Below are 25821 nucleotides of genomic sequence, written 5' to 3'. Positions count from 1 at the left end.
GTGAGCGGACCACGCAAGTACGACTATTGCGCTCCTCCCGGCCACGGGCGGGAGGCCGTCCTAGGCTCGTCTCACTCTGCGTGATCATGCGTCCTCCCGCGCACAGCCCGAGCCCCTGGAGTGCGATGCCCGACAGCCGGCCGCAGCCACCACCGCCCCCGTCGTCCTCGCCGGGTCCGGCCGACCCGTCGTCGCTGCTGCTGTGCGGTGCGCGGCTCACCGACGGCCGGACCGTGGACGTACGGCTGGGGCGCGGGCACATCGAGGCGGTCGGCACGGCCGGCAGCCTGGGGACGGTCGGCACGCGCGCGTGCGGGGCGCGCGTGGACCTCAGCGGCTATCTGCTGCTGCCGGCCCCGGCCGAGCCGCACGCCCACGCCGACACGGCCCTGTCGGCGGACGCCGAGGGGCCGGTCTCCTACGAGCCGCAGGACGTGCAGCGCCGGGCGACGGAGGCCGCGCTGCTCCAGCTCGGGCACGGGGCGACGGCGCTGCGCGCGCACGTGCGCGTGGGGGATGTCCAGGGACTGGGCGCGCTGGCGGCGGTGCTCCAGGCGCGGCGGGCGCTGCGCGGGCTGGCGGAGCTGACGACGGTGGCGATGCCCCGGGTGCTGACCGGGGTGGCCGGCGCGGACGGGCTGGCGATGCTGCGGGACGCCGTGAAGATGGGCGCCTCGGTGGTGGGCGGGCGACCGGACCTCGACCCGGATCCGACGGGGTACGTGGAGGCCGTCCTGGAGATGGCCTCCGAGCACGGCTGCCCCGTCGATCTGCACACGGACGCCGGGGACCCGGCCCGGCTGGCCCGGCTCGCGGCGATGGCGGGCGGACTGCGCCCCGGGGTGGCCCTCAGCCCGTGCGGCGACCTCGGCCGGCTGCCCTTCGAAGTGGCCTCGCGGACAGCCGACCAACTCGCGGCGGCCGGGGTGGCGGTCGTGTGCCTGCCGCAGGGCGGCTGCGGCGGCGTCGACCGGCGCGGGACGGCTCCGGTGCGGCTGCTGCGCGCGGCCGGGGTACGGGTGGCCGCCGGGAGCGGGGCGCTGCGGGACGTGTCCAACCCGGTGGGGCGTGGCGACCCGCTGGAGGCGGCCTTCCTGCTGGCCTCGCGTCACGGGCTGCCCCCCGAGGAGGCGTACGACGCGGTGAGTTCCTCGGCTCGGGCGGTGCTGGGGCTGCCCGCGGTGCGGGTGGAGGCGGGTTTCCCGGCCGAGCTGCTCGCGGTGCGCGGGGACCGGCTCGCGGGGGTGCTGTCACTGGCGTACAGCCGGATCGTCGTGCACCAGGGGCGCGTGGTGGCGCGGACCAGCGCGGTGCGGGAGTACTGCAGTTCGGCGGCCTCGGTGGAGCTGGGGCTGCCGCGCCAGGGCCGGGGCGAAGCGCCGTAAGGCCTGCGGCGGGGTGTGACGGAAGCCGTGCGGCGGACGGTGCCGTCCAGGCGTACGGTCGAAAGCATGCGCATTGTCATCGCTGGTGGTCATGGTCAGATCGCGTTGCGGCTGGAGCGGCTGCTCGCCGCACGCGGAGACGAGGTGGCGGGGCTCATCCGCAAGGCCGAGCAGGCCGACGATCTGCGGGAGGCCGGTGCCGAACCGGTCGTGCTCGACCTGGAGTCGGCGTCCGTCGACGAGGTCGCGGAACGGCTCAGGGGTGCCGACGCCGCGGTCTTCGCGGCGGGCGCGGGCCCGGGCAGCGGGGTGGCCCGCAAGGACACGGTGGACAAAGCCGCGGCGGTCCTCTTCGCGGACGCGGCGGTGAAGGCGGGCGTCCGGCGCTTCGTGGTCGTGTCGTCCATGGGGGCCGACCCGGGCCACCAGGGCGACGAGATCTTCGACGTGTATCTGCGCGCCAAGGGCGAGGCGGACGCGTATGTGCGCGGGCTGGACGCCCTGGACTGGACGATCCTGCGCCCCGGCATGCTCACCGACGATGCCGGCACCGGTCTCGTACGCCTGGAGGCGCGCACGGGCCGCGGTCCGATTCCGCGCGACGACGTGGCAGCCGTGCTGGCGGAGCTGGTGGACACCTCCGCGACGGCCGGTCTCACTCTGGAGCTGATCAGCGGGTCGGCGCCGGTGTCCGTGGCGGTGAAGTCGGTGGCCGGGAACTGAAGTTCGCGGCCGGCCGCTCAGCCGGCTTCAGAACAGGGGCAGTTGGCCGGGGAAGTCCGGGACCGTGTAGCCGTCCAGGGACGGTTGCTCCGGGCCCGGACGGGCCTGGCGGCGGGAGCCCGGGCACGAGGTGAGTTCGCCGTGCTCGCGGGCGCCGGGCGGGTCGTGGCGCGCGTACCGCCCGGCGACGACGGCGATCTCGCGGCGGCACTCGGGGCAGACTCTGCGGCGGGAGGACATGGAGCCAGTGTGCCGCGCGAGCCGCCCGGCCATGCCTCTCCCCTGCGGGGGCTGTCCTGTCTCGGCAGGTCGCTGCTGGTCGCCGGGCTGACGACGGCCCCCTCCGGCCCGGTCATGATGGCCACGGCTCCCGTGTCCGCCGCCCTCTCCAAGGCCAGGGGACCGAAGATCACCCTGATGGGCCGGCGCCCTCATCGTGGCCGCCCGACACAGGCTGAACTCGTGCTGATGTCGGAGCTCCGGGCCTGGACCTGACGATCGTCGTCACGGGCACGTCCTGGGTGGACAGCGGCACCAACTGCACCCGCCGTGTCGGCGTCAGGCCAGTAGCTCCCGTAGCCACGACCGTTCCGCGCGGCTGGTGGCGCGGGCGATGGTGAGCATGCCGCGGCGGTAGGGATCGTCGGTGTCCTCGGCGCCCAGGAGGCGGTCGCCATCGTGGAAGAAGCTCGCGGGTTGTTCCAGGAAGTCCAGTCGCCGACGCAGTACCGCGTGCTGGTCGGCGGGGTCGGGGAGCTGGGAGAGAAAGGCCAGGACCGTGAAGTACCGGGTGCTGTCGCTGATGTCCAGGCCGTCGGCTTCCCGCAACCTGCGCAGCAGCTCGGTGCGGCCGGCAGCGGTCAGGCTCAGGGTGTGCCGCTGGACGGCCGAGGCGCCGGGCTCGGCTCTGCGGTCGAGCAGCCCGGCCTTCACGAGGCGGTTGATCGCCGGATAGAGACTGCCGTCGCTGACCGGTCGGGCATGGCCGGACAACTGCGCTATCCGGCGGCGCAGTTGGTAGCCGTGCAGTGGCCCCTCGGCCAGGAATCCCAGGATCGCAAGTTCCAGCATCCTGCTACTCTCACACATCGAAACGAGGTACCTCGAATCGAGATAGGGGGCGGGGATGGCGTTCACCGAGGACTGGGTGATCACGCGAGCGCGTGACGCCTACGAGCACGGCCGGGCGTCGTTCGACGTGCGGCCCGAACGCACGGCGCTGCTGGTCATCGACATGCAGGACGAATTCGTCCGCCCCGGGGCGAGCCCCTACTGGGTGCCCGCGGCCACCCGGATGGCACCCCGGCTGCGGCAGCTGGTCGAGGACTGCCGGGCCGCCTCGGTCCCGGTGATCTGGACCATCTTCGACGACACCCATCTCGGACTGGACCGGCCGCACGCCCTGCGCTTCCTCCCGCACGCCGACACCGACTGGCGCCGCCCGGGCCCCGCCGAGGTGTGGGCTCCGATGGGCCGCCGCCCCGATGAGGCCCTGATCCGCAAGCCCTCGTACGGCGCGTTCTATGACACTCCGCTCGACACGATGCTGCGCAACCTCGGCCGCGACACGGTCATCGTCACGGGCACCCTCACCAACTACTGCTGCGGCACCACGGCCCGGCAGGCATACGAACGCGGCTACAAGGTCGTCTTCGGATCCGACACCACGGCCACCGACGACGAGTCCCGCCAGGAACCAGAACTCGCCGTCCTCCGCAAAGGCTTCGCACTTGTGCTGAGCGCCGAGGAGATCAGGAACCGGTTGATCGCGACCCGTCGGGACCATGCGAGGCACTGAGCGACTGTGCGCCGGGCTCTGTGTGCCGGGACGTGCTGAGCCCAGCAGAGGCAGCCTCGCTGCCGGGCCGGCCGCAGTGTCGCAGTGCTGCACAAGGGGTACGCCAACGTGCTTCGCCAGACCCGGGAGTGGAGACAGCCGGATCGAAGCGGCCCCGCGGGAGTGGAACGAGCCGGAGTGATCATGCCCATCCCCCCCGGGGGACGCCTGGGGGCACCGGCCAAACGAAAGACCCCCTCTGAACAGGTAGGAACCTGTTCAGAGGGGGTCTTCCCCAGTGTGGCGGCGCCAGGATTCGAACCTGGGAAGGCTGAGCCGGCAGATTTACAGTCTGCTCCCTTTGGCCGCTCGGGCACACCGCCGGGGTAGCTGCCCCTCGAGCCGCTCTTCCGCGGCGCTCCGTGGCAACGACGTAAACAATACCTGATGTGGAGGGGTGCTCCGCCACCCGATTGATCTGCGCTCCCAGGGCCGCGGGTGGCTAGGCTTGTCCGGATGCGGCCCGGGACCTGAACGGGCCCTGCGACCGCCCGTATACGCCGGTACGCACGACACGCACCCCGATACAAGGAGCCACAGGACATGGCCGACTCCAGTTTCGACATCGTCTCGAAGGTCGAGCGGCAGGAGGTCGACAACGCACTCAACCAGGCCGCCAAGGAGATCTCGCAGCGCTACGACTTCAAGGGCGTAGGTGCCTCGATCTCGTGGTCCGGTGAGCAGATCCTCATGGAGGCGAACTCCGAGGACCGGGTGAAGGCCATCCTCGACGTCTTCCAGTCCAAGCTGATCAAGCGGGGCATCTCGCTGAAGGCTCTGGACGCGGGCGAGCCCCAGCTCTCCGGCAAGGAGTACAAGATCTTCTCGTCGATCAAGGAGGGCATCTCCCAGGAGAACGCCAAGAAGGTGGCGAAGACCATCCGCGACGAGGGCCCCAAGGGCGTGAAGGCCCAGGTGCAGGGTGAGGAGCTGCGGGTCAGCTCCAAGAACCGTGACGATCTGCAGGCCGTCATCGCCCTGCTGAAGGGCAAGGACTTCGACTTCGCCCTGCAGTTCGTGAACTACCGGTAGGTCCGGCCCTCCGGGCTACCGCCCGCACGGCTGTGAGAGGGCGGGCACTGTTGGTGCCCGCCCTTCCCGTCTGCCGGCTGCCGTCGGTGAGCGGGGTCAGTCGCGCGAGTTGCCGAACAGAAGGCGGTAAGCGATCAGCAGGACGAGCGATCCGCCGACCGCCGCTGCCCAGGTCGCGCCGTCGTAGAAGTCCTTCGTGATCGGGTGGTCCATCCAGCGGGCCGATATCCAGCCGCCGATGAACGCGCCCGCGACCCCGATCAGGGTCGTGCCGATGAGGCCGCCCGGGTCACGCCCCGGCAGCAGGAACTTCGCGATGGCTCCGGCCAACAGTCCCAGGATGATCCAGCTGATGATGGTCATGCTGTGAACCTGCCCTTTCACGCTGTGCCCGCGCTGTCCCGGCCATGTGATCTTGCTTGCGGCAGGCCGGGCCCGTGCGTCGTACGTCGGGTGTTCCGCGCCCGGCCCCCCTTGCCGCGCACGTTCACGCCGTGTTGCTGGGGAGGACGTCCTGGCTGCACCCGCCGGTTGCACTGATCAGTAGGGTGCGACGCATGACTGCCTCCGCTGCCGGCCTGCGCCGCACCCTCGGCGTGGGCGACGCCGTCGTCATCGGGCTCGGCTCGATGGTGGGAGCCGGGATCTTCGCCGCTCTCGCGCCGGCCGCGCACGCGGCCGGCACCGGGCTGCTCCTCGGGCTCGCCGTCGCCGCTGTGGTCGCGTACTGCAACGCCCTGTCGTCGGCTCGCCTCGCCGCCCTGTATCCGGCCTCGGGCGGAACGTATGTGTACGGGCGGGAGCGGCTCGGGGAGTTCTGGGGGTATCTCGCGGGCTGGTCGTTCGTGGTCGGGAAGACGGCCTCCTGTGCGGCGATGGCGCTCACCGTGGGCGCGTACGTCTGGCCGGGGCAGGCGCACGCGGTGGCGGCCGCGGCCGTGGTGGCGCTGACCGCGGTGAACTACGGCGGTGTGCAGAAGTCCGCGTGGCTGACGCGGCTGATCGTGGCGCTGGTCCTGGCTGTCCTCGCTTGCGTGGTGGTCGTGTGTCTGGTGTCCGGTGAGACCGATGCCGGGCGGCTGGACGTCGGCGCCTCGGGCGGGGCGGACGGGGTGCTGCAGGCGGCCGGACTGCTGTTCTTCGCCTTCGCCGGGTACGCCCGGATCGCCACCCTCGGCGAGGAGGTGCGGGATCCGGCGCGCACCATTCCCCGCGCGATCCCGCTGGCGCTGGGCATCACGCTGGTGGTGTACGCGTCTGTGGCGGTGGCTGTCCTTTCGGTGCTCGGGTCGGGCGGTCTCGGGGAGGCGACGGCGCCGCTGGCCGACGCGGTGCGGGCGGCCGGGGTGCCCGGGCTCGTGCCGGTGGTGCGGATCGGTGCGGCCGTGGCCGCGATGGGCTCGCTGCTCGCGCTGATCCTGGGGGTGTCGCGGACGACGTTGGCCATGGCCCGGGACCGGCATCTGCCGGGGGCGCTGGCCGCCGTGCATCCGCGGTTCCAGGTGCCGCACCGGGCGGAGCTGGCCGTGGGTGCGGTGGTCGCTGTTCTGGCCGCCACGGTGGACGTCCGGGGCGCGATCGGGTTCTCCTCGTTCGGTGTGCTGGCGTACTACGCCGTGGCCAACGCATCGGCGTGGACTCTGTCTTCGGCGCCCACGGCGCGTGTGGTGCCGGTGGTGGGGCTGGTCGGGTGTGTGGTGCTGGCCTTCTCGCTGCCCGGGGTGTCCGTGGTCGTGGGCGCGGGGGTGCTGGTGGTGGGGGCGGTGGCGTACGCGGTGCGGCAGCGGGTGAAGCCCGGGGCAGGGCGAGGGTAGGGCCGGCCCGCCCCTCCGCTGCAACCCGGGCCTTCAGGAGCCTCTCGGCTCGGGTCTTGCAGGGCCTCTCGGCTCGGGTCTTGGGGCGTCTCTCGCTGGGGCGGCCGGCTCGGGGCGTGACGGGCCGGACTCCAAGCGGGTGTTGCGGGTCTCGGCCATCGCTCGGGGCGGCAACTGCTCGATCGCGGTCATGGGTTCATCATGCAGGCCGCCGCTGACAGCCGGGCGGGCCTGTGGACAACCCCGGGCCTGTGGAGAACAGGAGGCGCGGTGCCTCTCCGTCAGCGCACCGCGAACGGCTCGTCCGTCCGCACGATGTCGCGGCCGAGCGGGAGCAACGAGACCGGAATGAGCTTGAAGTTGGCGATGCCCAGCGGGATGCCGATGATCGTGACGCACAGGGCGATGCCGGTGGCGATGTGGCCGAGGGTGAGCCACCAGCCCGCGAGCACCAGCCACAGCACGTTGCCCACGCAGGACGGGGCGCCCGCGTCACGGCGCTCGACCGTCGTGTACCCGAAGGGCCACAGGGCGTAGACGCCGATGCGGAAGGCCGCTATGCCGAACGGGATGCCGATGACGGTGATGCACAGGAGCAGGCCCGCGAGCATGTAGGCGAGGAACAGCCAGAAGCCGCTCAGGACGAGCCATATGACGTTGAGAATGGTCCTCACTGGTTCCCACCTGCCATCTTCTCGAGCCGGGCGATGCGTTCCGCCATCGGCGGGTGTGTGGAGAACATCTTCGAGAGGCCCTGGCCGGGCCGAAACGGGTTCGCGATCATCATGTGACTGGCGGTCTCGATGCGCGGCTCGGGCGGCAGCGGGAGCTGCTTCGTGCCGAGTTCCAGCTTGCGCAGGGCACTGGCCAGGGCGAGCGGGTCGCCGGTGAGCTGGGCGCCGGAGGCGTCCGCCTGGTACTCCCGGGAGCGGCTGACGGCCAGTTGGATGAGCGAGGCGGCGAGCGGGCCCAGGAGCATGATCAGCAGCATGCCGAGCAGACCGGGGCCGTCATCGTCGTCGGAGCGTCCGATGGGGATCAGCCAGGCGAAGTTGACCAGGAACATGATGACGGAGGCGAGGGCGCCGGCGACCGACGAGATGAGGATGTCGCGGTTGTAGACGTGGCTGAGTTCGTGACCGATGACGCCGCGCAGCTCGCGCTCGTCCAGCAGGCGCAGGATGCCGTCGGTGCAGCACACCGCCGCGTTGCGCGGGTTGCGGCCCGTGGCGAAGGCGTTGGGTGCCTCCGTCGGGGAGATGTACAGGCGCGGCATGGGCTGGCGGGCCTGGGTGGAGAGCTCGCGGACCATGCGGTAGAGCGCCGGGGCCTCGAATTCGCTCACCGGGCGGGCGCGCATCGCGCGCAGTGCCAGTTTGTCGCTGTTCCAGTACGCGTACGCGTTGGTGGCCAGTGCTACCAGGACGGCGATGACGAGCCCCATGCGGCCGAAGAAGCTGCCGATGACGATGATGAGTGCGGACAGTCCTCCGAGGAGGATCGCTGTCCTGAGCCCGTTGTGCCGGCGGTGCACAGTACGCCCTCCAAGTGGTGCGGCAGGGGGACCCTTGCTTGCTGAATCTGCGGTGCCACTGGTGCCGCGTCCTCACGTCCAGTGGACCCTCCCGTACTGGTCAACGCGAGGCGGAAGGCTCTAGTTCCCTTGCGTGTGCGGCGGCGGGTGTGGACCGTCCGGGTGACGGCGGCGGGCAGCGGCACGCGCGCGTGGGAGCGAGTGCCCCACGCGCGCGCGGTGTAAGCGGCCGGTTTCCGGGGACCCCGGTGTGTTCAGAAGAGCCCGGTGTCGGTGAAGCGCAGGACCAGCTGGGGTGCGCCGGACAGGGCGATGCCGAGGACGCCGGTCAGGGCGATCGCGGCGGTGACCGGGCCGGGGACGCGGTGCTTCTCGGGTTCGCCCTCGGGGGCGCGGAAGAGCAGGGCCGTCCACTGGAGGTAGTAGAAGAGCGCGATGACTACGTTGACGGCCATCACCACGGCCAGCCAGCCGAGGCCGGCGTCGACGGCCGCCGAGAAGACGGTGACCTTGGCGAAGAGGCCGATGATGCCCGGCGGCAGCCCGGCGAGGCAGAGCAGGAAGAAGGCCAGGAGCAGCGCGGACAGGGGGTTGGAGGCGTACAGGCCGCGGTAGTCGGCGACGCGGTTGAGGGACTTCGTCCGGCCGACGAGGGCGGCCACGGCGAAGGCACCGAGGTTCACGGCGCCGTACATCAGGGCGTAGGCGACGGTGGAGCCGATCGACTTCTCGGCGTCGTCGGAGTACGCGGCGGCGGCGATCGGTACGAGGAGGTAGCCGGCCTGGCCGACGGACGACCAGGCGAGCAGGCGGACCGCGCTGTAGGCGCGCGTGGCCTGCTGGCGCAGGGCTCCGGCGTTGCCCACGGTCATGGTGAGGGCGGCCAGGGCCGCCAGGGCGGGGCCCCAGACGTCGGCGTACGACGGGAGGGCCACGACCGTGAGGAGGATCAGGCCGCTGAAGCCGACCGCTTTGCCGATGACCGACAGGTAGGCGGCGATCGGCAGGGGTGCTCCCACATAGGTGTCGGGCACCCAGAAGTGGAAGGGTACGGCGGCCGTCTTGAAGGCGAAGCCGACGAGGGTGAGGACGACGCCGGTCTGGGCGAGCGTGTGGAACTGCCCGTCGACGTTCTGGATACGGTCGGCGATCTGGGTGAGGTAGAGGGTGCCCGTGGTGGCGTACACGAAGCTGATGCCCATCAGGCTGACCGCGGTCGCGGTGACCGAGGACAGGAAGAACTTCAGGGCCGCTTCGGAGGACTTCCGGTCGCCGTACCGCAGGCCGACCAGTGCGAAGGCGGGCAGGGAGGCGACCTCCAGGGCGACGATCAGGGTCGCGAGGTCGCGGGAGGCGGGCAGGAGGGCGGCGCCGGCGGCGGAGGACAGCAGCAGGAACCAGTACTCGCCTTCGGGGAGCTCCTTGCGGGCGTCTTTGAGGGCGGTGACCGACAGGAGGGCGGCGAGCAGGGCACCGCCGAGGACCAGGAACTGGATGACCAGGGTGAAGTGGTCGGCGGTGTAGCTGCACACGGCGGCGTCGCCGGTCAGGCAGAAGGTGCTGCGGTCGCCGTCCAGCAGGGGCAGCAGCATCACCGTGGCGGCGGCCAGGCCTGCCACCGACGTCCAGCCGAGCACGGCCTTGCGGTGCTCGGCGAGGAACAGGTCGGCGACCAGGACGACGAGTCCGACGACCGCCACGATGGTGGGCGGCGCGATCGCGAGCCAGTCGACGGACTGGACCAGCGAGGCGGCCAGGGGCTGGGCCGGGGAGCTCATCGGGTGCCTCCTGCGAGGAGCTGCTGGACGGCCGGGTCGCTCAGGCCGAGGAGAACCTTGGGCCACATGCCCGCGACGACGGTGAGGACGACGAGCGGGGTCCAGGCCGCGAACTCGTAACTGCGGACGTCGGTGAGCTTGGGGGCGTCGTGGGGCAGGGCGCCCATGCAGACGCGGCGGACCACGATCAGCAGGTATGCGGCCGTGAGCAGGGTGCCGAACGCGCCGATCGCCATGAAGGTGAGGAAGGCGGCGCGGTTGAGGCCCTCGGCGGGCTGGAACGCGCCGAACAGGGCCAGCATCTCGCCCCAGAAGCCGGCCAGGCCCGGCAGGCCGAGCGAGGCGACGGCGGCGAAGGCGAGCAGGCCGCCGAGGCGCGGGGCCTTGCCGTAGAGGGCGGCGCCGGTCTCCTCGGCGAGGGTGTCGAGGTCGGTGGTGCCGGTGCGGTCCTTCAGCGCGCCGACCAGGAAGAAGAGCAGGCCGGTGATGAGGCCGTGGGCGATGTTGGCGAAGAGGGCGCCGTTCACGCCGGTGGGGGTCATCGTGGCGATGCCGAGCAGCACGAAGCCCATGTGGCCGACGGAGGAGTAGGCGATGAGGCGCTTGAGGTCGCCCTTCGCGCCCTGCTTGGCGAGGGCCAGGCAGGCCAGCGATCCGTAGATGATGCCGACGACGGCGAGGGCGGCGAGGTAGGGCGCGAAGGTGCGGAACCCGTCGGGTGTGATGGGGAGCAGGATCCGGACGAATCCGTACGTACCCATCTTCAGCAGGACGCCGGCCAGCAGGACCGAGCCGACGGTCGGCGCAGCGGTGTGGGCGTCGGGCAGCCAGCTGTGCAGCGGCCACATCGGCGTCTTCACCGCGAGCCCGATCCCGATCGCCAGAACGGCGATGACCTGCACGGATGCGGTCAGCGACCGGCCGTTGTCAGTGGCGAGTGCCATCATGTCGAACGTGCCCGCCTTGATCCCGATCAGGAGCAGGCCGAGCAGCATGACCACGGAGCCGAGCAGCGTGTAGAGGATGAATCGCCAGGCGGCCTGGCTCCGGCCCTCGCCGCCCCAGCGGGCGATGAGGAAGTACATCGGGATGAGGACCATCTCGAAGGCCAGGAAGAACAGCAGCAGGTCGAGGACGGCGAAGGTCGCGAGTGTGCCGGACTCGAGGACGAGCAGCAGGGCGACGAAGGCCTTCGGGGTCGGACCCGCGGGCATCTTGAAGTACGAGTAGAGCGCGCAGAGGAAGGTCAGCAGCGCGGTCAGGACCAGGAGGGGGAGGGAGATGCCGTCGATGCCGAGGTGGATGCGTACGTCGAGTGCGGGGATCCAGCTGATGTCGGTGCTGGCCTGCATCTTCGACGGCTGGTCGTGGTCGAAGCCGAGCGCGAGGACGATCGCCGCGATGAGGACCGCGCCGGTCACGGTGACGCCGTGCCGGAGTACGGCCTGCTCGGGTGACTTCCCCTTCAGCCCCGGCGGGGCGGGCAGGAGAGCCGCGGCGGCGCCGAGGAGCGGGCCGGCGACGACGAATGCCAGAAGGAACTGCATCACGGACTCGCTGATATCGATCACGCCTGCTCACGCTCCCGTGGCGGCGAGGACGACGGCGACCGCGAGGACGACGGTGCCGGCGAGCAGCGCGCTCACATAGGTCTGGACGTTGCCGGTCTGGGCGCGCCGTACGGCGGTGCCGAGCCAGCGGGGCAGCGCACCCGCACCGCGTACGTAGGTTTCGACGACCTCGCGGTCGAGGAACCGGACGAGGCTCGCACCGGCCTGGACCGGGCGGACGAAGAGGGCCGTGTACACGGCGTCCAGGTGGAAGCCGGCGGCCGCGTGCCGGTGCAGGGGACCGAGCAGCAGGCGTCCCGGGTCGGCGGGGTCCCGCGCGTAGGCGATGTCGCCGTAGGCGGGCTTGTGGCTGGCGATGGCTTCGGCCTCGACCTGGGCGGCGTCTCCCTCGGGGTGGGCGGCGACCGCGCCCAGGGGGGCGCCGGCGGTGAGCGCGGTGGTGTGCCGCCAGGCGGCGTAGGTGATGATGCCGCCGACGAGGGCCACGCCCGTGCCGAGGACGGAGGTGGTCAGGGTCGGGGTGAGGTCGCGGCCGTCGAACCAGTCGGGCAGCAGTCGGAACGCGAACCCGCCGAGGGCCAGGGACGGGACGGCCAGCACCCAGAGCACCACGGTCATCGTCAGCGGCTGCCTGCCGTGGTCGGGGGCTTCGATGCCCCGGCCCCGGAAGGCCAGCAGCCACAGGCGCGTCGCGTAGGCGGCGGTGAGGACGGCCGTGACCAGGCCGGCGACGAGGACGATCCAGCCCGCGGCGGCGGGGGCGTGCTCGGTGTGACCGGTGACGACGTGTTCGGCGACGCCGAGGACGGCCTCCTTGGAGAAGAAGCCGCTGAACGGCGGGATCGCGGCGAGGGCGAGCAGCGCCACGGTCATCGTCCAGTAGGCGTCGGGGACGCGGTCGCGCAGGTTCCGCATGCGGGACATGGCGGCCAGCGAGTTGGTGCCGGCGGCGTGGATGATCACGCCCGCGGCGAGGAACAGCAGCGCCTTGAAGGCGCCGTGGGACAGGAGGTGGAAGACGGCGGCTCCACGGTCGCCGACGGCGAGGGCGCCGGACATGTAGCCGAGCTGGCCGATCGTCGAGTAGGCGAGGACGCGCTTGATGTCGTCCTGGGCGAGCGCGGCGAGCGCCGAGCCGGTCATCGTGACGGCGGCCATGACGGCGAGGACGACCATCGCGGCCTGGGAGGCCTCGAAGACCGGGAGGAGCCGGGCGATGAAGTAGACACCGGCGGCGACCATCGTCGCGGCGTGGATCAGCGCGGAGACGGGGGTCGGGCCCGCCATCGCGTCGGGGAGCCAGGTGTGCAGCGGGAACTGCGCCGACTTGCCCGCCACTCCGGCGAGGAGGAGCAGGGCGATCAGCGTCGGATGGTCGAGTCCGCCGCTCGCGACGGTGCCGAGGATCCGGGTGATACGGAAGGAGCCGGCGTCGGTGGCCAGGGCGAACAGGCCGATGAGGAAGGGGACGTCGCCGAGCTTGGTGACCAGGAAGGCCTTGAGGGAGGCGGCGCGGGCCTCCGGGGTCTCCCAGTAGTGGCCGACCAGGAAGTAGGAGCAGATGCCCATGACTTCCCAGCCGACCAGCAGCACGATCAGGTCGCCGGAGTAGACGACCAGGAGCATCGCGGAGGTGAACAGGGAGACGAGGGCGGCGTAGGAGGGGTAGCGCGGGTCGTCGCGCAGGTAGCCCGTCGAGTAGATCTGCACGCAGGAGGCGACCAGGGCGACCAGGACGGCGACGAGGGCGGCGAAGCCGTCGATGTGCAGGGCGAGCTCGATCGGGACCGAGCCGGTGGGGGTGAGTTCCGTGGCCGAGTCGACGGCCGCGTCACCGCCCTGGCGTACGGCGACCAGCGCGGCGAGTACCAGGGCGGTGAGCGTCGGCAGGACGGCGAGCGGGCGGACGAAGCCGGGTGCCGTACGGCCCAGGAGCAGGCCGGCGGCGGCACCGAGGAACGGAAGGAGGGGGACGAGGACGGCGAGGGTGGTCGTGGTCACGCGGTGGCCTCAGCCTTCTGGGCCTCGTCGGACCGCTCGGCCGCGGGGGCGTCGCTGTCGGGGCCGTCGGGGTCGTGCCGCTCGGCGGTGTCGCGGAGTCTGTCGATGTCCGCGGTGCCGCGGTTGCGGTGGACGGCGAGGACGATCGCCAGGCCGATGCCGATCTCGGCGGCGGCGATGGCGATGGTGAACAGGGTCAGGGCCTGGCCGGAGTGCAGGGTCTCCTCGGCGGTCCTGCTGAGCCAGACGTCGAAGGCGACCAGGTTGAGGTTGACGGCGTTGAGCATCAGCTCGACCGACATCAGGACCAGGATCGCGTTGCGGCGGGCGAGGACGCCGTACAGGCCCGTGCAGAAGAGGAGGGCGGAGAGCACGGCGGGATAGGCGAGGTGCATCAGCGGGTCCCTTCCTTCTCGTTCCGGGCGGCCTGGGTGCTGCCGGCCGCGGTCGCCGTCTCGGCCTTCGCCTTGCGGGACAGGACGATCGCGCCGACCAGGGCGGCGAGGAGGAGGACGGAGAGTGCCTCGAAGGGGAGGACCCAGTTCTGGAAGAGGCTCGCGCCGGTGGCCTCGGTGGAGCCGGCGGCCGGGCCGTCCAGGTCGATCCAGGTCGTGCGGAACGCGTCGACGACGACCCAGACCAGGGCGGCGGCAGCGGCGACGGCCACGGTGAGGGCGGCCCAGCGGTTGCCGGAGTCGGCGTCCGGGGAGCGGCCGATGGGGGCCCTGGTGAGCATCAGACCGAACAGGAGGAGGACGACGACGGAGCCGACGTAGATGAGGACCTGCACCCAGGCGATGAACTCGGCCGTGAGCAGGAGGTACTCGACGGCGAGGCCGCCGAGGGTGACCACCAGCCACAGGGCGGCGTGCACCAGCTGCCGGGTGGTCACGGTGACGAGGGCGGCGCCGAAGGTGACCAGGCCGACGAGGAGGAAGGCGATCTCGACGCCGGTCGGGGAGAGGAAGCCGTGGGTTTCGGCGGCGGCCCCGGTGGTCGGGCCCGTCGCGAGGACAGCGGCGGCTGCGGCGAGGGTCATTCCGCGCCCTCCTGTCCCGGCGTCGGCCGGCCTGGCTCCGGCTGGTCGGTCTGCTGCTTGGAGTCGCCCTGGGGCAGGGTGGGCTGTTCGGCGGCGCGGGCCTGCTGGTCGGCGTGCGGTTCGCTGGCCGGCGGGGCCTGCTGAGCGGCCAGCTTGTCGGCGGTCTTGCGGGCGGTGACGAGTTCCTTCGGTTCCTCCGCGCCGGGGTCGAGGGCCGGCGGGGCCGGGACGGTCCACATCCACTCGCGGAGCTTGTCGCGCTCGTGGGTGAGGTCGCGTATGTCGGTCTCGGCGTACTCGAACTCGGGGGACCAGAACAGGGCGTCGAAAGGACAGACCTCGATGCAGATACCGCAGTACATGCACAGGGAGAAGTCGATGGCGAAGCGGTCGAGGACATTGCGGCTGCGCTCACGGCCGCCCGGGGTCGCCGCCGGGACCGTCTCCTTGTGGGAGTCGATGTAGATGCACCAGTCGGGGCACTCGCGGGCGCACAGCATGCAGACCGTGCAGTTCTCCTCGAACAGGCCGATCACGCCACGGGTGCGGGGCGGAAGGTCGGGCTGGTTGTCCGGGTACTGCGCGGTGACGGACTTCTTCGTCATCGTGCGGAGGGTGACGGCCAGGCCTTTGGCGAGCCCAGAGCCGGGGATGGGGGCCATGGTTACTGGATCACCACCTTGACGACGCCGGTGAGGGCGATCTGGGCGAGGGAGAGGGGGACGAGGAGGGTCCAGGAGAGCTTCTGGAGCTGGTCCTCGCGCAGGCGGGGATAGGTGACGCGCAGCCAGATCACGAGGAAGGCGAGGACGGCGGTCTTCAGCAGGGTCCAGACCCAGCCGAGGCCGTCGGCGCCCCAGGGGCCGTGCCAGCCGCCCAGGAAGAGGACGGTGGTCAGGCCGCACAGGACGACGATTCCGGCGTACTCGGCGAGGAGGAAGAGAGCGAAACGGAGGCCGGTGTACTCGGTGTACGCGCCGAAGATGATCTCCGAGTCGGCGACGGGCATGTCGAAGGGCGGGCGCTGGAGTTCGGCGAGGCCGGCCACGAAGAAGACGATGGCGCCGACGATCTGCCAGGGCAGCCACCACCACTCGAAGGCGTCGATGATGCCGGGGAGGGAGACGGTGCCGGCCGCCATCGCCACCGAGGCGGCGGTGAGGAGCATCGGCAGTTCGTAGGCGAGGAGCTGGGCGGCGGTGCGCAGGCCTCCGAGCAGGGAGAACTTGTTCGCGGAGGCCCAGCCGGCCATCAGCGAGCCGAGGACGCCGACGCCCATGACGGCCAGGACGAAGAAGACGCCCGCGTCGATGACCTGGCCGACGGCTCCCTCGCCGGGGCCGATCGGAATGGCGAGCAGGACGAGGAGGTAGGGCAGGAGGGCGACGGCGGGGGCCAGTTGGAAGATGCGGCGGTCGGCGCCCGCGGGGACGACGTCCTCCTTCTGCGCGAACTTCACGCCGTCGGCGATCAGCTGGGCCCATCCGTGGAAGCCGCCGGCGTACATGGGGCCGAGGCGGCCCTGCATGTGGGCCATGACCTTGTGTTCGGTCTGGCCGATGACCAGGGGGAGGGTGAGGAAGACGACGAAGACGACCAGCAGTCGCAGGGCGACGTCGAGCACGTCGTTCACTGCGGGCCTCCTGCGGGGTCCTCGGGATGGTCGGGGTGGTCGGTCGGCTTCGCCTTGTCGTCCGTGGACGATTCGTTGTCCGTGGGCTTCGCTTCGTCGCCCGTGGGCTTCGGAGCGTTCGCCGAGTCCGTCGAGGCCGGGGTGTGCGGGCTCTCGGGGGTTTCCGGCTCTGGAGCCGGCAACCGCGCTGCCTCCGGGGACGGTTCGGGGGCCGGTTCGTCGTAGGCCGGGCGGGCGTGGTGCCAGGGGGCGTCCGAGCTGCGGGGGGTGCTCGTGCCCGGCCGGGTGTCACCGCGGTCGGACCCGGTCCGCTGGCTCGCGCTGCCCTCCGATGCGCTGCGCGCCCGGCGCGGTCCCGCCGGTGAGGCCGGTGACCCGGCCTCACCGGCCGACGGCTCCGAACCGGTCGCCGACGCCCCGGAACCGGTCGCCGCTGCATCAGAACCGGGCGGCGCGGGCTCGGAGCCCCGTGTCGGGGATGCCGGGGCGCTGGACTGCTGGCTGGCCGAGCCCTGCGACGCCGAGCGGTTGCGCCGCGGTCCCGCCGGGGCCCCACCGGTCGGCTCACCGGGCGCGGAGCGGCTCGCCGAACCCTCCGCGGCAGAACGCGCAGGCCGCGAAGCAGCGGAAGCCTCCGCACCGGCAGCGGACCGACTGGCCGACCCCTCCCCCACCGAAGGCGTACGCCCCGGAGCAGCCGGAGTCTGCGCACCGGCAGCGGACTGGCCGGCCGGAGTCTCCGTAGCGGCAGCGGACTGGCTCGCTGAGCCCTCCGATGCCGAGCGGGTCCGCCGTACCGGGCGTTCGCCCGCGGGGCGTGCCGCGCCTCGGGCGGGGCGTTCGCCCGCCGTGCGGCCCGCGGCGCGGGCCGCGCCTCGGGCGGGGGCCGGAGGGAGCTGGCCCTTGAGGGGGCCCCATTCGTTGGGGTCGGGGACGCCGGGCGGGAGCATCTGGCGGCGCTTGGGGCCGCCGTGTTCGGACTCGCCCGGTTCCTTCGCGCCGGGCCACGCCTTGGCGACGCGGGCGGCCAGGACGAAGTCCTTGCGCAGGGGGTGGCCTTCGAAGTTCTCGGGCAGGAGCAGGTGGTCCAGCGCCGGGTGGCCCTCGAAGGTGATGCCGAACATCTCGTGCGTCTCGCGTTCGTGCCAGGCGGCACCCGCGTAGACGTCGACCGCCGAGGGCAGGGCGGGAGCCTCGTGCGGCACGGTCGTACGCAGGAGGAGACGTCGTACGGGCGAGAGCGCGGCAACGTGGGCCGTGACGCGGAAGCCCGTGCCCGGCTCGTCGACCGCGCTCAGCCAGTCGAAGTAGGTGCAGCCGAGCCGGTCGCGGGCGGTTTCCAGGGCGGGGATCCAGGCGGCCGGAGGCACGTCGACCGTCAGGACCTCGTAGGTCTCCTCGGCCGTGGCTTCCGGGCCGAAGAGCTCCTCGGCGTCGGCGGGCAGCCAGCCGACGGCGGTCATCGGGCGCCCCCCGGCGTCGGGTCCGGGCCCGGGGCGGGGGGCGGCGGCTGCACCAGACCGCTCTGCAGGGCCGCTGCCGAAGGACGGCCGGCGCCGCTGCCGTACCGCTCCCCCAGCGACTCGCGGGCGATCTTCTCCTGGAGTTTGAGGATGCCCTGGAGCAGCGCCTCGGGCCGGGGCGGGCAGCCGGGGACGTACACGTCGACGGGAATGATCTGGTCCACGCCCTTGGTCACCGAGTAGGAGTCCCAGTAGGGGCCGCCGCAGTTGCTGCACGCGCCGAAGGAGATGACGTACTTCGGCTCCGGCATCTGCTCGTAGAGGCGCTTCACGGCCGGGGCCATCTTGTCCGTGACCGTGCCGGAGACGATCATCAGGTCGGCTTGGCGCGGGCCCGGCGCGAACGGGATGACGCCGAGGCGGATGAAGTCGTGGCGGGCCATGGACGCGGCGATGAACTCGATCGCGCAGCAGGCGAGGCCGAAGTTGAAGACCCAGAGCGAGTAGCGGCGGCCCCAGTTGAGGATGACCTTCATCGGCTCGGGGGCGAGGCGGGCCAGGGCACCCAGCCGCTTGGGCTCGGGCAGCAGAACAGGCTCGGACACCGGGGGGTTCACGTCCATGCCAGGACGCCCTTCTTGTAGGCGTAGAGCAGGCCGACGGCCAGGAAGCCGAGGAAGATGAACATCTCGACCAGGGTCGTCGCGCCGTAGCCGGGGGCGGCGAAGACGGTCGCCCAGGGGAACAGGAAGATCGAGTCGACGGCGAAGATCACGTAGAGGAAGGCGTAGACGTAGTAGCGGACCTGGGTGTGGGCCCAGCCCTCGCCGACGGGGTCGACGCCGCACTCGTACGTCAGGAGCTTCTCGGGGGTGGGGACCACGGGCCGCAGCAGGCGGCCGGCCCCGAAGGCCACGGCGACGAACAGCACGCCGACGACGGCGAGCAGACCGACGACCGAATAGGACTGGAAGTAGTCCGCCGCGACGACGGTCGTGGTGACGACGGTCGGTTCCGGCACGTCCGTCCCTCGCTCCCTGAAACTCGGACCTGGATCTGGCGACGATGCTGCGGCTCACGGGGATGCCGCCGTTCGACGATCTGTACGCACGGGAGTCTAGGCCCTGATAAGGGCAGGGTAAGCAGCCCGTCACGGCCCGGCATGCGGGGGTGGGGTTTTCCTCAGTTGATCCTGGCGGCCCACCTCATGGCGCCGTGGCCCGCCGCCGGGCACGCTAACGCATATGACCCAACGCATCCCGTCCCAGGGCACGACGGCGGCCCGGGCGGCCGCCGGGCCGGACGACCGTCCGCCGCCGGCCCGGCTCGCCTATGACCGGCACACCTGGAAAGAGATCGCGCACCTGCTGGCCAACCTGCCGGTCGCGCTGCTCGGTTTCACCTATGTCGTGACCATGTTGTCCACCGGTTTCGGGCTGACCGTCACGGTGGTCGGATTCCCGCTGCTCGCGGCCGGACTCGTGGGCGCACGGCAGTTGGGCAGGATGGAGCGGGCGCGGGCCCGGGCACTGCTCGGGGTGCGGATCGAGGAGCCGAGCCGGCTGCGGCTGCGCGGCGGGGGCGGCTTCTTCCAGCGGTTGTGGATGCAGCTGAAGGACCCGGTGGGCTGGCGCACGGTCCTGTACGAGTTCATCCGGCTGCCGTGGGGTGTCCTCACGTTCACCGTCACGCTGGCCTCGCTGTTCGTGCTGTGGCCGGTGCTGCCGTTCATCGCGCGGGGGCTGGCCAACGCCGACCGGGCCATGGTGCGGGCGCTGCTGTCGCCCTCCGACGAGCTGGAGCGGCGGATCGCCGAGCTGGAGTCGGACCGGGGGGTCGTGGTGGACACGGCCGCGGCCGACCTGCGGCGCATCGAGCGGGATCTGCACGACGGGGCGCAGGCCCGGCTGGTCAATCTGGCCATGGGGCTCGGGCTGGCCAAGGAGAAGGTGCTGGAGGATCCCGACGCGGCGGCGGCGATGGTCGAGGAGGCGCACGGCGAGGTGAAGCTGGCGCTCCAGGAGCTGCGGGATCTGGCGCGCGGCATCCACCCGGCGGTCCTGACCGACCGCGGTCTCGATGCGGCCCTGTCCTCGGTCGCCTCGCGGTGCACGGTCCCGGTGAAGGTGACGGTCGATCTGCCGCAGCGGCCGGCCGCGGCCATCGAGGGCATCGCGTACTTCACCGTCTCGGAGCTGCTGCAGAACGTCAGCAAGCACAGCCGGGCGACGTCGGCCTCGGTGGATGTGTGGCGGACGAACACCCGGCTGCTCATTCAGGTGTGGGACGACGGGGCCGGGGGCGCGAGCCTCGACGGTGGTACGGGGATGAAGGGCCTGGCGGACCGGCTGGACGCCGTCGACGGGCTGTTCGTCCTGGAGTCGCCCGCGGGAGGCCCGACGACGGTCACGGCGGAACTGCCGTGGCGTGACCGGTCCGGGGCCCCGGGGTAGTCAGGGGCCCCGGGGTAGGGAAAACCCCCCGTCCAAGATGCCGACGGACCGCATGGTCCGCCGACCTGCGGCGGAGCAGGGTGGAGGTACGAGAGCACAGCCGCGGGACGAGGAGAAGGACGGCGCCGATGGCCACGGAGTACGGACAGGAGTACGGGCTCGACAGCGGGCCCGGGTTCCCGGGGAGTACCGAACGGCGGCACCGGCTGCCCGCCGCACTGCGGGCGCCGGTCGAGCTCCGCACCTGGCTGGAGCTCACCCATGTGCTGCTCAGCCTGCCGATCAGCATCCTGCTGTTCACCTACGCGGTCACGATGGTGTCGCTGGGGGCGGGGCTGCTGGTCACGTTCCTCGGTGTACCGGTACTGGCGGCGGCGCTGGCCGGGTGCCGGGGCTTCGGGTCGCTGGAGCGAATGCGGGCGCGGGCGCTGCTGGGCCTGGAGGTGGGCGAGCCGGAGCCGCTGCGGATGAGGAAGCCGGGCGCGATGGCGTGGGTGGGGGCCGTCCTCAAGAGCGGCGCCTCGTGGCGGGCCTTGCTGTACGCGGTGCTGCATCTGCCCTGGGCGGTGTTCTCGTTCGTCGTCGCCGTGAACGTGTGGGCGCTGGGCTGGGCACTGCTGACGTACCCGCTGTGGTTCTGGGTGTTCCCGGTGTACGCCGGTCAGGAAGGGATCCAGCTCTACGGCGACGAGACGCACCGGATCTACCTCGACAATCCCTTCGAGATCACGGTGACCGCGCTGGTGGGTCTGCTGTTCACGATCGCCACGCCGTGGATCGTGCGGGCGCTGACGATGGTGGACCGGCTGCTGGTGCACGGTCTGCTCGGTCCGTCGCGGCTGGCCTCGCGGGTGGTGGAGCTGGAGTCGGACCGGGGGGTCGTGGTCGACACGGCGGCGGCCGACCTGCGGCGCATCGAGCGGGATCTGCACGACGGGGCGCAGGCCCGGCTGGTGGCGCTGGCCATGGATCTGGGGATGGCGAAGGAGAAGCTCCAGGAGGACCCGGAGACGGCCGCGCGGATGGTGGACGAGGCGCACGGCGAGGTGAAGACGGCGCTGCAGGAGCTGCGGGACCTGGCCCGGGGGATCCATCCGGCGGTGCTGACGGACCGGGGGCTGGACGCGGCGCTGTCGGCGGTGGCGTCGCGGTGCACGGTGCCGGTGCGGGTCGAGGTGGACCTGGTGGAGCGGCCGGCGCCGGCGATCGAGGGGATCGCGTACTTCACGGTGTCGGAGCTGCTGCAGAACGTCAGCAAGCACGCGCGGGCCACCTGGGCGGGCGTGGAGGTGTGGCGGACGGAGAACCGGCTCATGCTGCAGGTCGTGGACAACGGCGTGGGCGGGGCCGATGTGTCCCAGGGGTCCGGTCTCGCGGGGCTGGCGGACCGGCTGGACGCGGTGGACGGGATCCTGGTGGTGGACTCACCGGCGGGCGGGCCGACCCGGGTGACCGCGGAGTTGCCGTGGCGGGGGGAGCACGTGCGGTGACCCTCGCGGGGGCTCGGCCCCGCGGGCTGTGAACGGGGCCAGGGGTGTTCACCTCTGGCCTCGAAGCTTCCCTCCACCACCTGATCGGCCAGTCAAGACGCCGGTCCCGCCCCCATACACCTCCCGACCCTGAAATGCTGGAGCCGTCGCACGGGTGGGCGCAGGGCCGTTGTGGGCTGCGCACGGGCGGCATCGGGCTGTGGGGGGCCGGACATCGTGGAGGACAGGGTGCGGGTGGTCATCGCCGAGGATTCAGTGCTGCTCAGGGAGGGCCTGACCCGGTTGCTGACCGACCGCGGGCACGACGTCGTCGCCGGTGTCGGTGACGGCGAGGCACTGATCAAGACCATCACGGAGCTGGACGCGCAGGGCGAGCTGCCGGACGTGGTCGTGGCGGACGTGCGGATGCCGCCTACGCACACCGACGAGGGAGTGCGGGCGGCGGTGCAGCTGCGCAAGGCGCATCCGGGGCTCGGGGTGCTGGTGCTGTCGCAGTACGTGGAGGAGCGCTACGCCACGGAGCTGCTCGCGGGGTCCAGCCGGGGTGTCGGCTACCTGCTGAAGGACCGGGTGGCCGAGGTGCGGGAGTTCGTGGACGCGGTGGTGCGGGTGGCCGAGGGCGGCACGGCGCTCGACCCGGAGGTGGTCGCGCAGCTGCTGGGCCGCAGCCGTAAGCAGGACGTGCTGGCGGGGCTCACCCCGCGGGAGCGTGAGGTGCTGGGGCTGATGGCCGAGGGACGGACGAACTCGGCGGTCGCGCGGCAGCTCGTGGTCAGCGACGGGGCGGTCGAGAAGCACGTCAGCAACATCTTCCTCAAGCTCGGCCTGTCCCCGAGCGAGGGTGACCACCGCAGGGTGCTGGCCGTGCTGACGTACCTCAACTCCTGACGTTCGGCCGTCCGGCACGTCCGGGCGCGTGATCGCCCCAAGTCGTGTCCAAGATGCGAATGACACAAAGAAGGCGACCCCTGCGGTCGTAGGGTTGATCCTGGGAGGGCCTACGGGAAGGCCCGTCCCGGCCAGCCGCCTCGAGGGAGGTCCAGTTCAGTGACCAGCCAGGTCAGTAGCCCAGCGGAGCAGGCCGACGGAACAGTCGTAGGAGAGCAGCGCAAATCGGCGGGTGCGAAGGATGTCCGTCGCCTCGACCGAGTGATCATCAGGTTCGCGGGGGACTCGGGTGACGGTATGCAGCTCACCGGTGACCGTTTCACCTCGGAGACCGCGTCGTTCGGCAACGACCTGTCGACGCTGCCGAACTTCCCCGCCGAGATCAGGGCGCCCGCCGGGACCCTGCCGGGTGTGTCGTCCTTCCAGTTGCACTTCGCCGACCACGACATCCTCACGCCCGGTGACGCGCCGAACGTGCTGGTGGCGATGAACCCGGCCGCGCTGAAGGCGAACATCGGCGACCTGCCGCGCGGCGCCGAGGTGATCGTCAACACGGACGAGTTCACCAAGCGGGCGATGCAGAAGGTCGGCTACGAGACGTCGCCGCTGGAGGACGGGTCACTCGACGGCTACCACCTGCACCCCGTGCCGCTGACCACGCTCACGGTCGAGGCGCTGAAGGAGTTCGACCTCAGCCGCAAGGAGGCCGAGCGCAGCAAGAACATGTTCGCGCTGGGCCTGCTGAGCTGGATGTACCACCGGCCCACCGAGGGCACGGAGAAGTTCCTCAAGTCGAAGTTCGCCAAGAAGCCCGACATCGCGGCGGCCAACATCGCTGCGTACCGGGCCGGCTGGAACTTCGGCGAGACCACCGAGGACTTCGCCGTCTCCTACGAGGTCGCCCCGGCCACCACGGCGTTCCCGCCGGGTGTCTACCGCAACATCTCCGGCAACCTCGCCCTGTCGTACGGCCTGGTCGCGGCGGGCCGGCAGGCGGATCTGCCGCTGTACCTGGGGTCGTATCCGATCACTCCGGCGTCGGACATCCTGCACGAGCTGAGCAGGCACAAGAACTTCGGGGTGCGGACCTTCCAGGCGGAGGACGAGATCGCCGGTATCGGGGCGGCGCTGGGCGCGGCCTTCGGTGGTTCGCTGGCCGTGACCACGACGAGCGGTCCGGGTGTGGCGCTGAAGTCCGAGACCATCGGCCTCGCGGTCTCCCTGGAGCTGCCGCTGCTGATCGTGGACATCCAGCGCGGCGGGCCGTCGACGGGTCTGCCCACCAAGACCGAGCAGGCGGACCTGCTCCAGGCGATGTACGGGCGCAACGGCGAGGCTCCGGTGCCGGTGGTCGCGCCGCGCACCCCGGCGGACTGCTTCGACGCCGCTCTGGAGGCGGCGCGGATCGCGCTGACGTACCGCACGCCGGTGTTCCTGCTGTCCGACGGCTACCTGGCCAACGGCTCCGAGCCCTGGCGGATCCCGGACATCGAGGAGCTGCCCGATCTGCGGACGCAGTTCGCGCAGGGCCCGAACCACACGCTCGACGACGGCTCCGAAGTGTTCTGGCCGTACAAGCGGGACCCGCAGACGCTGGCCCGCCCGTGGGCGATCCCGGGCACGCCGGGTCTGGAGCACCGGATCGGCGGCATCGAGAAGCAGGACGGCACGGGCAACATCTCCTACGACCCGGCCAACCACGACTTCATGGTGCGCACCCGGCAGGCGAAGATCGACGGCATCGACGTCCCGGACGTCGAGGTGGACGACCCGCACGAGGCGAGGACGCTGGTGCTGGGCTGGGGCTCGACGTACGGGCCGATCACGGCGGCGGTACGGCGGCTGCGCAGAGCCGGGGAGTCCGTCGCGCAGGCGCATCTGCGTCATCTCAACCCCTTCCCGCGGAATCTGGGCTCCGTGCTGGAGCGTTACGACAAGGTGGTGATCCCCGAGATGAACCTCGGGCAGCTCGCCACGCTCATCCGGGCGAAGTACCTGGTCGACGCCCACTCGTACAACCAGGTCAACGGCATGCCGTTCAAGGCGGAGCAGCTCGCCGCGGCTTTGAAGGAGGCCATCGATGGCTGAGACGTCCACGCACGGCACGGGCACCATCGAGTCGCTTTCCCTCGTGCCCAAGGCCGAGGGCCGGCAGTCGATGAAGGACTTCAAGTCCGACCAGGAAGTGCGCTGGTGCCCCGGCTGCGGCGACTACGCCATCCTCGCCGCGGTGCAGGGCTTCATGCCGGAGCTGGGGCTGGCGAAGGAGAACATCGTCTTCGTCTCGGGCATCGGCTGCTCCTCCCGCTTCCCGTACTACATGAACACGTACGGGATGCACTCCATCCACGGCCGTGCTCCCGCCATCGCCACGGGTCTGGCGAGCTCCCGCCGGGACCTGTCGGTGTGGGTCGTCACCGGTGACGGCGATGCGCTGTCCATCGGCGGCAACCACCTGATCCACGCGCTGCGCCGCAACGTCAACCTCAAGATCCTGCTGTTCAACAACCGGATCTACGGTCTGACCAAGGGCCAGTACTCGCCGACCTCCGAGGTCGGGAAGATCACGAAGTCGACGCCGATGGGATCGCTGGACGCGCCGTTCAACCCGGTGTCGCTGGCGATCGGCGCGGAGGCGTCGTTCGTGGCGCGGACGGTGGACTCCGACCGCAAGCACCTCACCGAGGTGCTGCGCCAGGCCGCCGCCCACCAGGGCACGGCTCTGATCGAGATCTACCAGAACTGCAACATCTTCAACGACGGCGCCTTCGACGCGCTGAAGGACAAGCAGCAGGCCGAGGAGGCCGTGATCCGGCTGGAGCACGGCAAGCCGATCCGCTTCGGCGCGGACCAGGCCAAGGGCGTCGTGCGGGACCCGCTGACGGGTGATCTGAAGGTGGTCGCGGTGACGCCGGACAACGAGGACCGGGTGCTCGTCCACGACGCGCACTCCCCGTCCCCGACCACGGCGTTCGCGCTGTCCCGCCTCGCCGACCCGGACACCCTGCACCACACGCCGATCGGTGTTCTGCGCTCGGTCGAGCGGCCCGTCTACGACACGCAGATGGCCGACCAGCTGGACACCGCGATCGAGCAGCACGGCAAGGGCGACCTGGGCGCGCTGCTGGCGGGCGGCGACACCTGGACGGTCGTGGGCTGACCGATCGGAGGAACGCAAGG

25 protein-coding genes, 1 tRNA gene and 1 pseudogene are annotated in these 25821 nt (G+C 71.4%); 11 read left to right on the top strand and 16 right to left on the bottom strand.

Annotated elements, in window-relative coordinates:
* Positions 1-125 precede the first annotated feature (125 nt).
* Both IO24_RS0130540 and IO24_RS0130535 read left to right on the top strand, forming a co-directional pair.
* On the top strand, positions 126-1385 hold the full coding sequence (locus tag IO24_RS0130540; RefSeq protein WP_031141249.1) for an amidohydrolase family protein: 1260 nt from the start codon (positions 126-128) through the stop codon (positions 1383-1385).
* Between the two features lie 66 nt (positions 1386-1451).
* Positions 1452-2108, top strand: coding sequence for an NAD(P)H-binding protein (locus IO24_RS0130535; protein WP_031141247.1), 657 nt, complete (start codon positions 1452-1454; stop codon positions 2106-2108).
* A 27-nt stretch (positions 2109-2135) separates the two neighbouring features.
* On the opposite strand, the gene IO24_RS0130530 is transcribed toward IO24_RS0130535, so the two are convergent.
* Positions 2136-2348, bottom strand: a complete 213-nt coding sequence (locus IO24_RS0130530; RefSeq protein ID WP_030839769.1) for a hypothetical protein — start codon at positions 2346-2348, stop codon at positions 2136-2138.
* Between the two features lie 60 nt (positions 2349-2408).
* Between IO24_RS0130530 and IO24_RS0130525 the strand changes: the two are divergent.
* Positions 2409-2568, top strand: a pseudogene (locus IO24_RS0130525) (MFS transporter); the annotation flags it as partial.
* Positions 2569-2666: 98 nt separating this feature from the next.
* Here the strand turns inward: IO24_RS0130525 and IO24_RS0130520 are convergent.
* Positions 2667-3179, bottom strand: coding sequence for a PadR family transcriptional regulator (locus tag IO24_RS0130520; RefSeq protein WP_031141242.1), 513 nt, complete (start codon positions 3177-3179; stop codon positions 2667-2669).
* Positions 3180-3234: 55 nt separating this feature from the next.
* Between IO24_RS0130520 and IO24_RS0130515 the strand changes: the two genes are divergently transcribed.
* Positions 3235-3906, top strand: a complete 672-nt coding sequence (locus tag IO24_RS0130515) for a cysteine hydrolase family protein (RefSeq protein WP_031141240.1) — start codon at positions 3235-3237, stop codon at positions 3904-3906.
* Positions 3907-4186: 280 nt separating this feature from the next.
* On the opposite strand, the gene IO24_RS0130510 is transcribed toward IO24_RS0130515, so the two are convergent.
* Positions 4187-4268 (bottom strand) — tRNA-Tyr (locus tag IO24_RS0130510).
* 220 nt (positions 4269-4488) lie between these two features.
* Between IO24_RS0130510 and IO24_RS0130505 the strand changes: the two genes are divergently transcribed.
* Positions 4489-4977 (top strand): YajQ family cyclic di-GMP-binding protein, encoded by a 489-nt coding sequence (locus IO24_RS0130505; RefSeq protein WP_030839774.1) that lies wholly within the window; start codon positions 4489-4491, stop codon positions 4975-4977.
* Between the two features lie 96 nt (positions 4978-5073).
* Here the strand turns inward: IO24_RS0130505 and IO24_RS0130500 are convergent, their stop codons facing one another.
* Positions 5074-5340, bottom strand: coding sequence for a GlsB/YeaQ/YmgE family stress response membrane protein (locus IO24_RS0130500; protein WP_031141237.1), 267 nt, complete (start codon positions 5338-5340; stop codon positions 5074-5076).
* A 194-nt stretch (positions 5341-5534) separates the two neighbouring features.
* Between IO24_RS0130500 and IO24_RS0130495 the strand changes: the two genes are divergently transcribed.
* Positions 5535-6791, top strand: a complete 1257-nt coding sequence (locus tag IO24_RS0130495) for an APC family permease (protein ID WP_031141235.1) — start codon at positions 5535-5537, stop codon at positions 6789-6791.
* A gap of 281 nt (positions 6792-7072) precedes the next feature.
* Here IO24_RS0130495 and IO24_RS0130490 read toward each other — a convergent pair whose 3' ends face one another.
* The 12 genes from IO24_RS0130490 to IO24_RS0130435 form a co-directional block, all read right to left on the bottom strand.
* Positions 7073-7465 (bottom strand): YccF domain-containing protein, encoded by a 393-nt coding sequence (locus IO24_RS0130490; protein WP_031141233.1) that lies wholly within the window; start codon positions 7463-7465, stop codon positions 7073-7075.
* Positions 7462-8325, bottom strand: coding sequence for a zinc metalloprotease HtpX (htpX, locus tag IO24_RS0130485; protein ID WP_031141231.1), 864 nt, complete (start codon positions 8323-8325; stop codon positions 7462-7464). Before htpX ends, IO24_RS0130490 begins: the two co-directional genes overlap by 4 nt.
* A 254-nt stretch (positions 8326-8579) precedes the next feature.
* Positions 8580-10103: an NADH-quinone oxidoreductase subunit N gene (locus IO24_RS0130480; protein WP_031141229.1), complete on the bottom strand. Its 1524-nt coding sequence runs from the start codon at positions 10101-10103 to the stop codon at positions 8580-8582.
* Positions 10100-11674 (bottom strand): complex I subunit 4 family protein, encoded by a 1575-nt coding sequence (locus IO24_RS0130475; RefSeq protein WP_031141227.1) that lies wholly within the window; start codon positions 11672-11674, stop codon positions 10100-10102. Before IO24_RS0130475 ends, IO24_RS0130480 begins: the two co-directional genes overlap by 4 nt.
* Positions 11675-11680: 6 nt before the next feature.
* Complete coding sequence (locus tag IO24_RS0130470) at positions 11681-13675, bottom strand: NADH-quinone oxidoreductase subunit 5 family protein (RefSeq protein ID WP_031141225.1); 1995 nt, start codon at positions 13673-13675, stop codon at positions 11681-11683.
* Positions 13672-14070 carry an NADH-quinone oxidoreductase subunit NuoK gene (nuoK, locus tag IO24_RS0130465; RefSeq protein WP_031141223.1) on the bottom strand — a complete coding sequence of 133 codons (399 nt, stop codon included), beginning with the start codon at positions 14068-14070 and terminating at the stop codon, positions 13672-13674. Before nuoK ends, IO24_RS0130470 begins: the two co-directional genes overlap by 4 nt.
* Positions 14070-14714 carry an NADH-quinone oxidoreductase subunit J family protein gene (locus tag IO24_RS0130460; RefSeq protein ID WP_031141221.1) on the bottom strand — a complete coding sequence of 215 codons (645 nt, stop codon included), beginning with the start codon at positions 14712-14714 and terminating at the stop codon, positions 14070-14072. The genes nuoK and IO24_RS0130460 overlap by 1 nt, the downstream gene beginning before the upstream one ends.
* Positions 14711-15376 carry a 4Fe-4S binding protein gene (locus IO24_RS0130455; protein WP_031141219.1) on the bottom strand — a complete coding sequence of 222 codons (666 nt, stop codon included), beginning with the start codon at positions 15374-15376 and terminating at the stop codon, positions 14711-14713. The genes IO24_RS0130460 and IO24_RS0130455 overlap by 4 nt, the downstream gene beginning before the upstream one ends.
* A 2-nt stretch (positions 15377-15378) precedes the next feature.
* Positions 15379-16347, bottom strand: coding sequence for a complex I subunit 1/NuoH family protein (locus tag IO24_RS0130450; protein ID WP_031141217.1), 969 nt, complete (start codon positions 16345-16347; stop codon positions 15379-15381).
* Positions 16344-17810, bottom strand: a complete 1467-nt coding sequence (locus tag IO24_RS0130445; RefSeq protein ID WP_031141215.1) for an NADH-quinone oxidoreductase subunit C — start codon at positions 17808-17810, stop codon at positions 16344-16346. The genes IO24_RS0130450 and IO24_RS0130445 overlap by 4 nt, the downstream gene beginning before the upstream one ends.
* The gene (locus IO24_RS0130440) at positions 17807-18433 is read right to left on the bottom strand and encodes an NADH-quinone oxidoreductase subunit B (protein WP_031141213.1); all 627 of its coding nucleotides are present in this window, start codon (positions 18431-18433) and stop codon (positions 17807-17809) included. The genes IO24_RS0130445 and IO24_RS0130440 overlap by 4 nt, the downstream gene beginning before the upstream one ends.
* Positions 18424-18831, bottom strand: a complete 408-nt coding sequence (locus tag IO24_RS0130435) for an NADH-quinone oxidoreductase subunit A (RefSeq protein ID WP_010041427.1) — start codon at positions 18829-18831, stop codon at positions 18424-18426. Before IO24_RS0130435 ends, IO24_RS0130440 begins: the two co-directional genes overlap by 10 nt.
* A 223-nt stretch (positions 18832-19054) precedes the next feature.
* Between IO24_RS0130435 and IO24_RS0130430 the strand changes: the two genes are divergently transcribed.
* The 5 genes from IO24_RS0130430 (at position 19055) to IO24_RS0130410 (ending at position 25801) form a co-directional block, all read left to right on the top strand.
* A complete protein-coding gene (locus IO24_RS0130430) occupies positions 19055-20263 on the top strand; it encodes a sensor histidine kinase (RefSeq protein ID WP_031141210.1) in 1209 nt (402 codons plus the stop codon).
* A gap of 128 nt (positions 20264-20391) precedes the next feature.
* Positions 20392-21753 carry a sensor histidine kinase gene (locus IO24_RS0130425; RefSeq protein WP_031141208.1) on the top strand — a complete coding sequence of 454 codons (1362 nt, stop codon included), beginning with the start codon at positions 20392-20394 and terminating at the stop codon, positions 21751-21753.
* A 228-nt stretch (positions 21754-21981) separates the two neighbouring features.
* The gene (locus IO24_RS0130420) at positions 21982-22641 is read left to right on the top strand and encodes a response regulator transcription factor (RefSeq protein ID WP_275935644.1); all 660 of its coding nucleotides are present in this window, start codon (positions 21982-21984) and stop codon (positions 22639-22641) included.
* A gap of 159 nt (positions 22642-22800) precedes the next feature.
* Positions 22801-24729: a 2-oxoacid:acceptor oxidoreductase subunit alpha gene (locus IO24_RS0130415; protein ID WP_031141204.1), complete on the top strand. Its 1929-nt coding sequence runs from the start codon at positions 22801-22803 to the stop codon at positions 24727-24729.
* Positions 24722-25801, top strand: a complete 1080-nt coding sequence (locus IO24_RS0130410; protein ID WP_031141202.1) for a 2-oxoacid:ferredoxin oxidoreductase subunit beta — start codon at positions 24722-24724, stop codon at positions 25799-25801. Before IO24_RS0130415 ends, IO24_RS0130410 begins: the two co-directional genes overlap by 8 nt.
* The last annotated feature ends 20 nt before the right edge of the window (positions 25802-25821 follow it).

It is taken from the genome of Streptomyces flavovariabilis (genome assembly GCF_000725785.1).
Classification (GTDB): domain Bacteria; phylum Actinomycetota; class Actinomycetes; order Streptomycetales; family Streptomycetaceae; genus Streptomyces; species Streptomyces hawaiiensis.
This window is presented reverse-complemented; position numbering and strand designations above follow the sequence as displayed.

Bases quoted from the DNA above. Each gene is read 5' to 3' on its own strand.
- IO24_RS0130505 (WP_030839774.1), top strand. From the start codon at position 4,489: ATGGCCGACTCCAGTTTCGACATCGTCTCGAAGGTCGAGCGGCAGGAG.
- IO24_RS0130480 (WP_031141229.1), bottom strand. From the start codon at position 10,103: ATGAGCTCCCCGGCCCAGCCCCTGGCCGCCTCGCTGGTCCAGTCCGTC.
- IO24_RS0130535 (WP_031141247.1), top strand. From the start codon at position 1,452: ATGCGCATTGTCATCGCTGGTGGTCATGGTCAGATCGCGTTGCGGCTG.
- IO24_RS0130430 (WP_031141210.1), top strand. From the start codon at position 19,055: ATGACCCAACGCATCCCGTCCCAGGGCACGACGGCGGCCCGGGCGGCC.
- IO24_RS0130410 (WP_031141202.1), top strand. From the start codon at position 24,722: ATGGCTGAGACGTCCACGCACGGCACGGGCACCATCGAGTCGCTTTCC.
- IO24_RS0130500 (WP_031141237.1), bottom strand. From the start codon at position 5,340: ATGACCATCATCAGCTGGATCATCCTGGGACTGTTGGCCGGAGCCATC.
- IO24_RS0130520 (WP_031141242.1), bottom strand. From the start codon at position 3,179: ATGCTGGAACTTGCGATCCTGGGATTCCTGGCCGAGGGGCCACTGCAC.
- IO24_RS0130455 (WP_031141219.1), bottom strand. From the start codon at position 15,376: ATGGCCCCCATCCCCGGCTCTGGGCTCGCCAAAGGCCTGGCCGTCACC.
- IO24_RS0130495 (WP_031141235.1), top strand. From the start codon at position 5,535: ATGACTGCCTCCGCTGCCGGCCTGCGCCGCACCCTCGGCGTGGGCGAC.
- nuoK (WP_031141223.1), bottom strand. From the start codon at position 14,070: ATGCACCTCGCCTATCCCGCCGTGCTCTCCGCCCTCCTCTTCTGCACG.
- IO24_RS0130445 (WP_031141215.1), bottom strand. From the start codon at position 17,810: ATGACCGCCGTCGGCTGGCTGCCCGCCGACGCCGAGGAGCTCTTCGGC.
- IO24_RS0130530 (WP_030839769.1), bottom strand. From the start codon at position 2,348: ATGTCCTCCCGCCGCAGAGTCTGCCCCGAGTGCCGCCGCGAGATCGCC.
- IO24_RS0130515 (WP_031141240.1), top strand. From the start codon at position 3,235: ATGGCGTTCACCGAGGACTGGGTGATCACGCGAGCGCGTGACGCCTAC.
- IO24_RS0130460 (WP_031141221.1), bottom strand. From the start codon at position 14,714: ATGACCCTCGCCGCAGCCGCCGCTGTCCTCGCGACGGGCCCGACCACC.
- IO24_RS0130440 (WP_031141213.1), bottom strand. From the start codon at position 18,433: ATGGACGTGAACCCCCCGGTGTCCGAGCCTGTTCTGCTGCCCGAGCCC.
- IO24_RS0130425 (WP_031141208.1), top strand. From the start codon at position 20,392: ATGGCCACGGAGTACGGACAGGAGTACGGGCTCGACAGCGGGCCCGGG.
- IO24_RS0130540 (WP_031141249.1), top strand. From the start codon at position 126: ATGCCCGACAGCCGGCCGCAGCCACCACCGCCCCCGTCGTCCTCGCCG.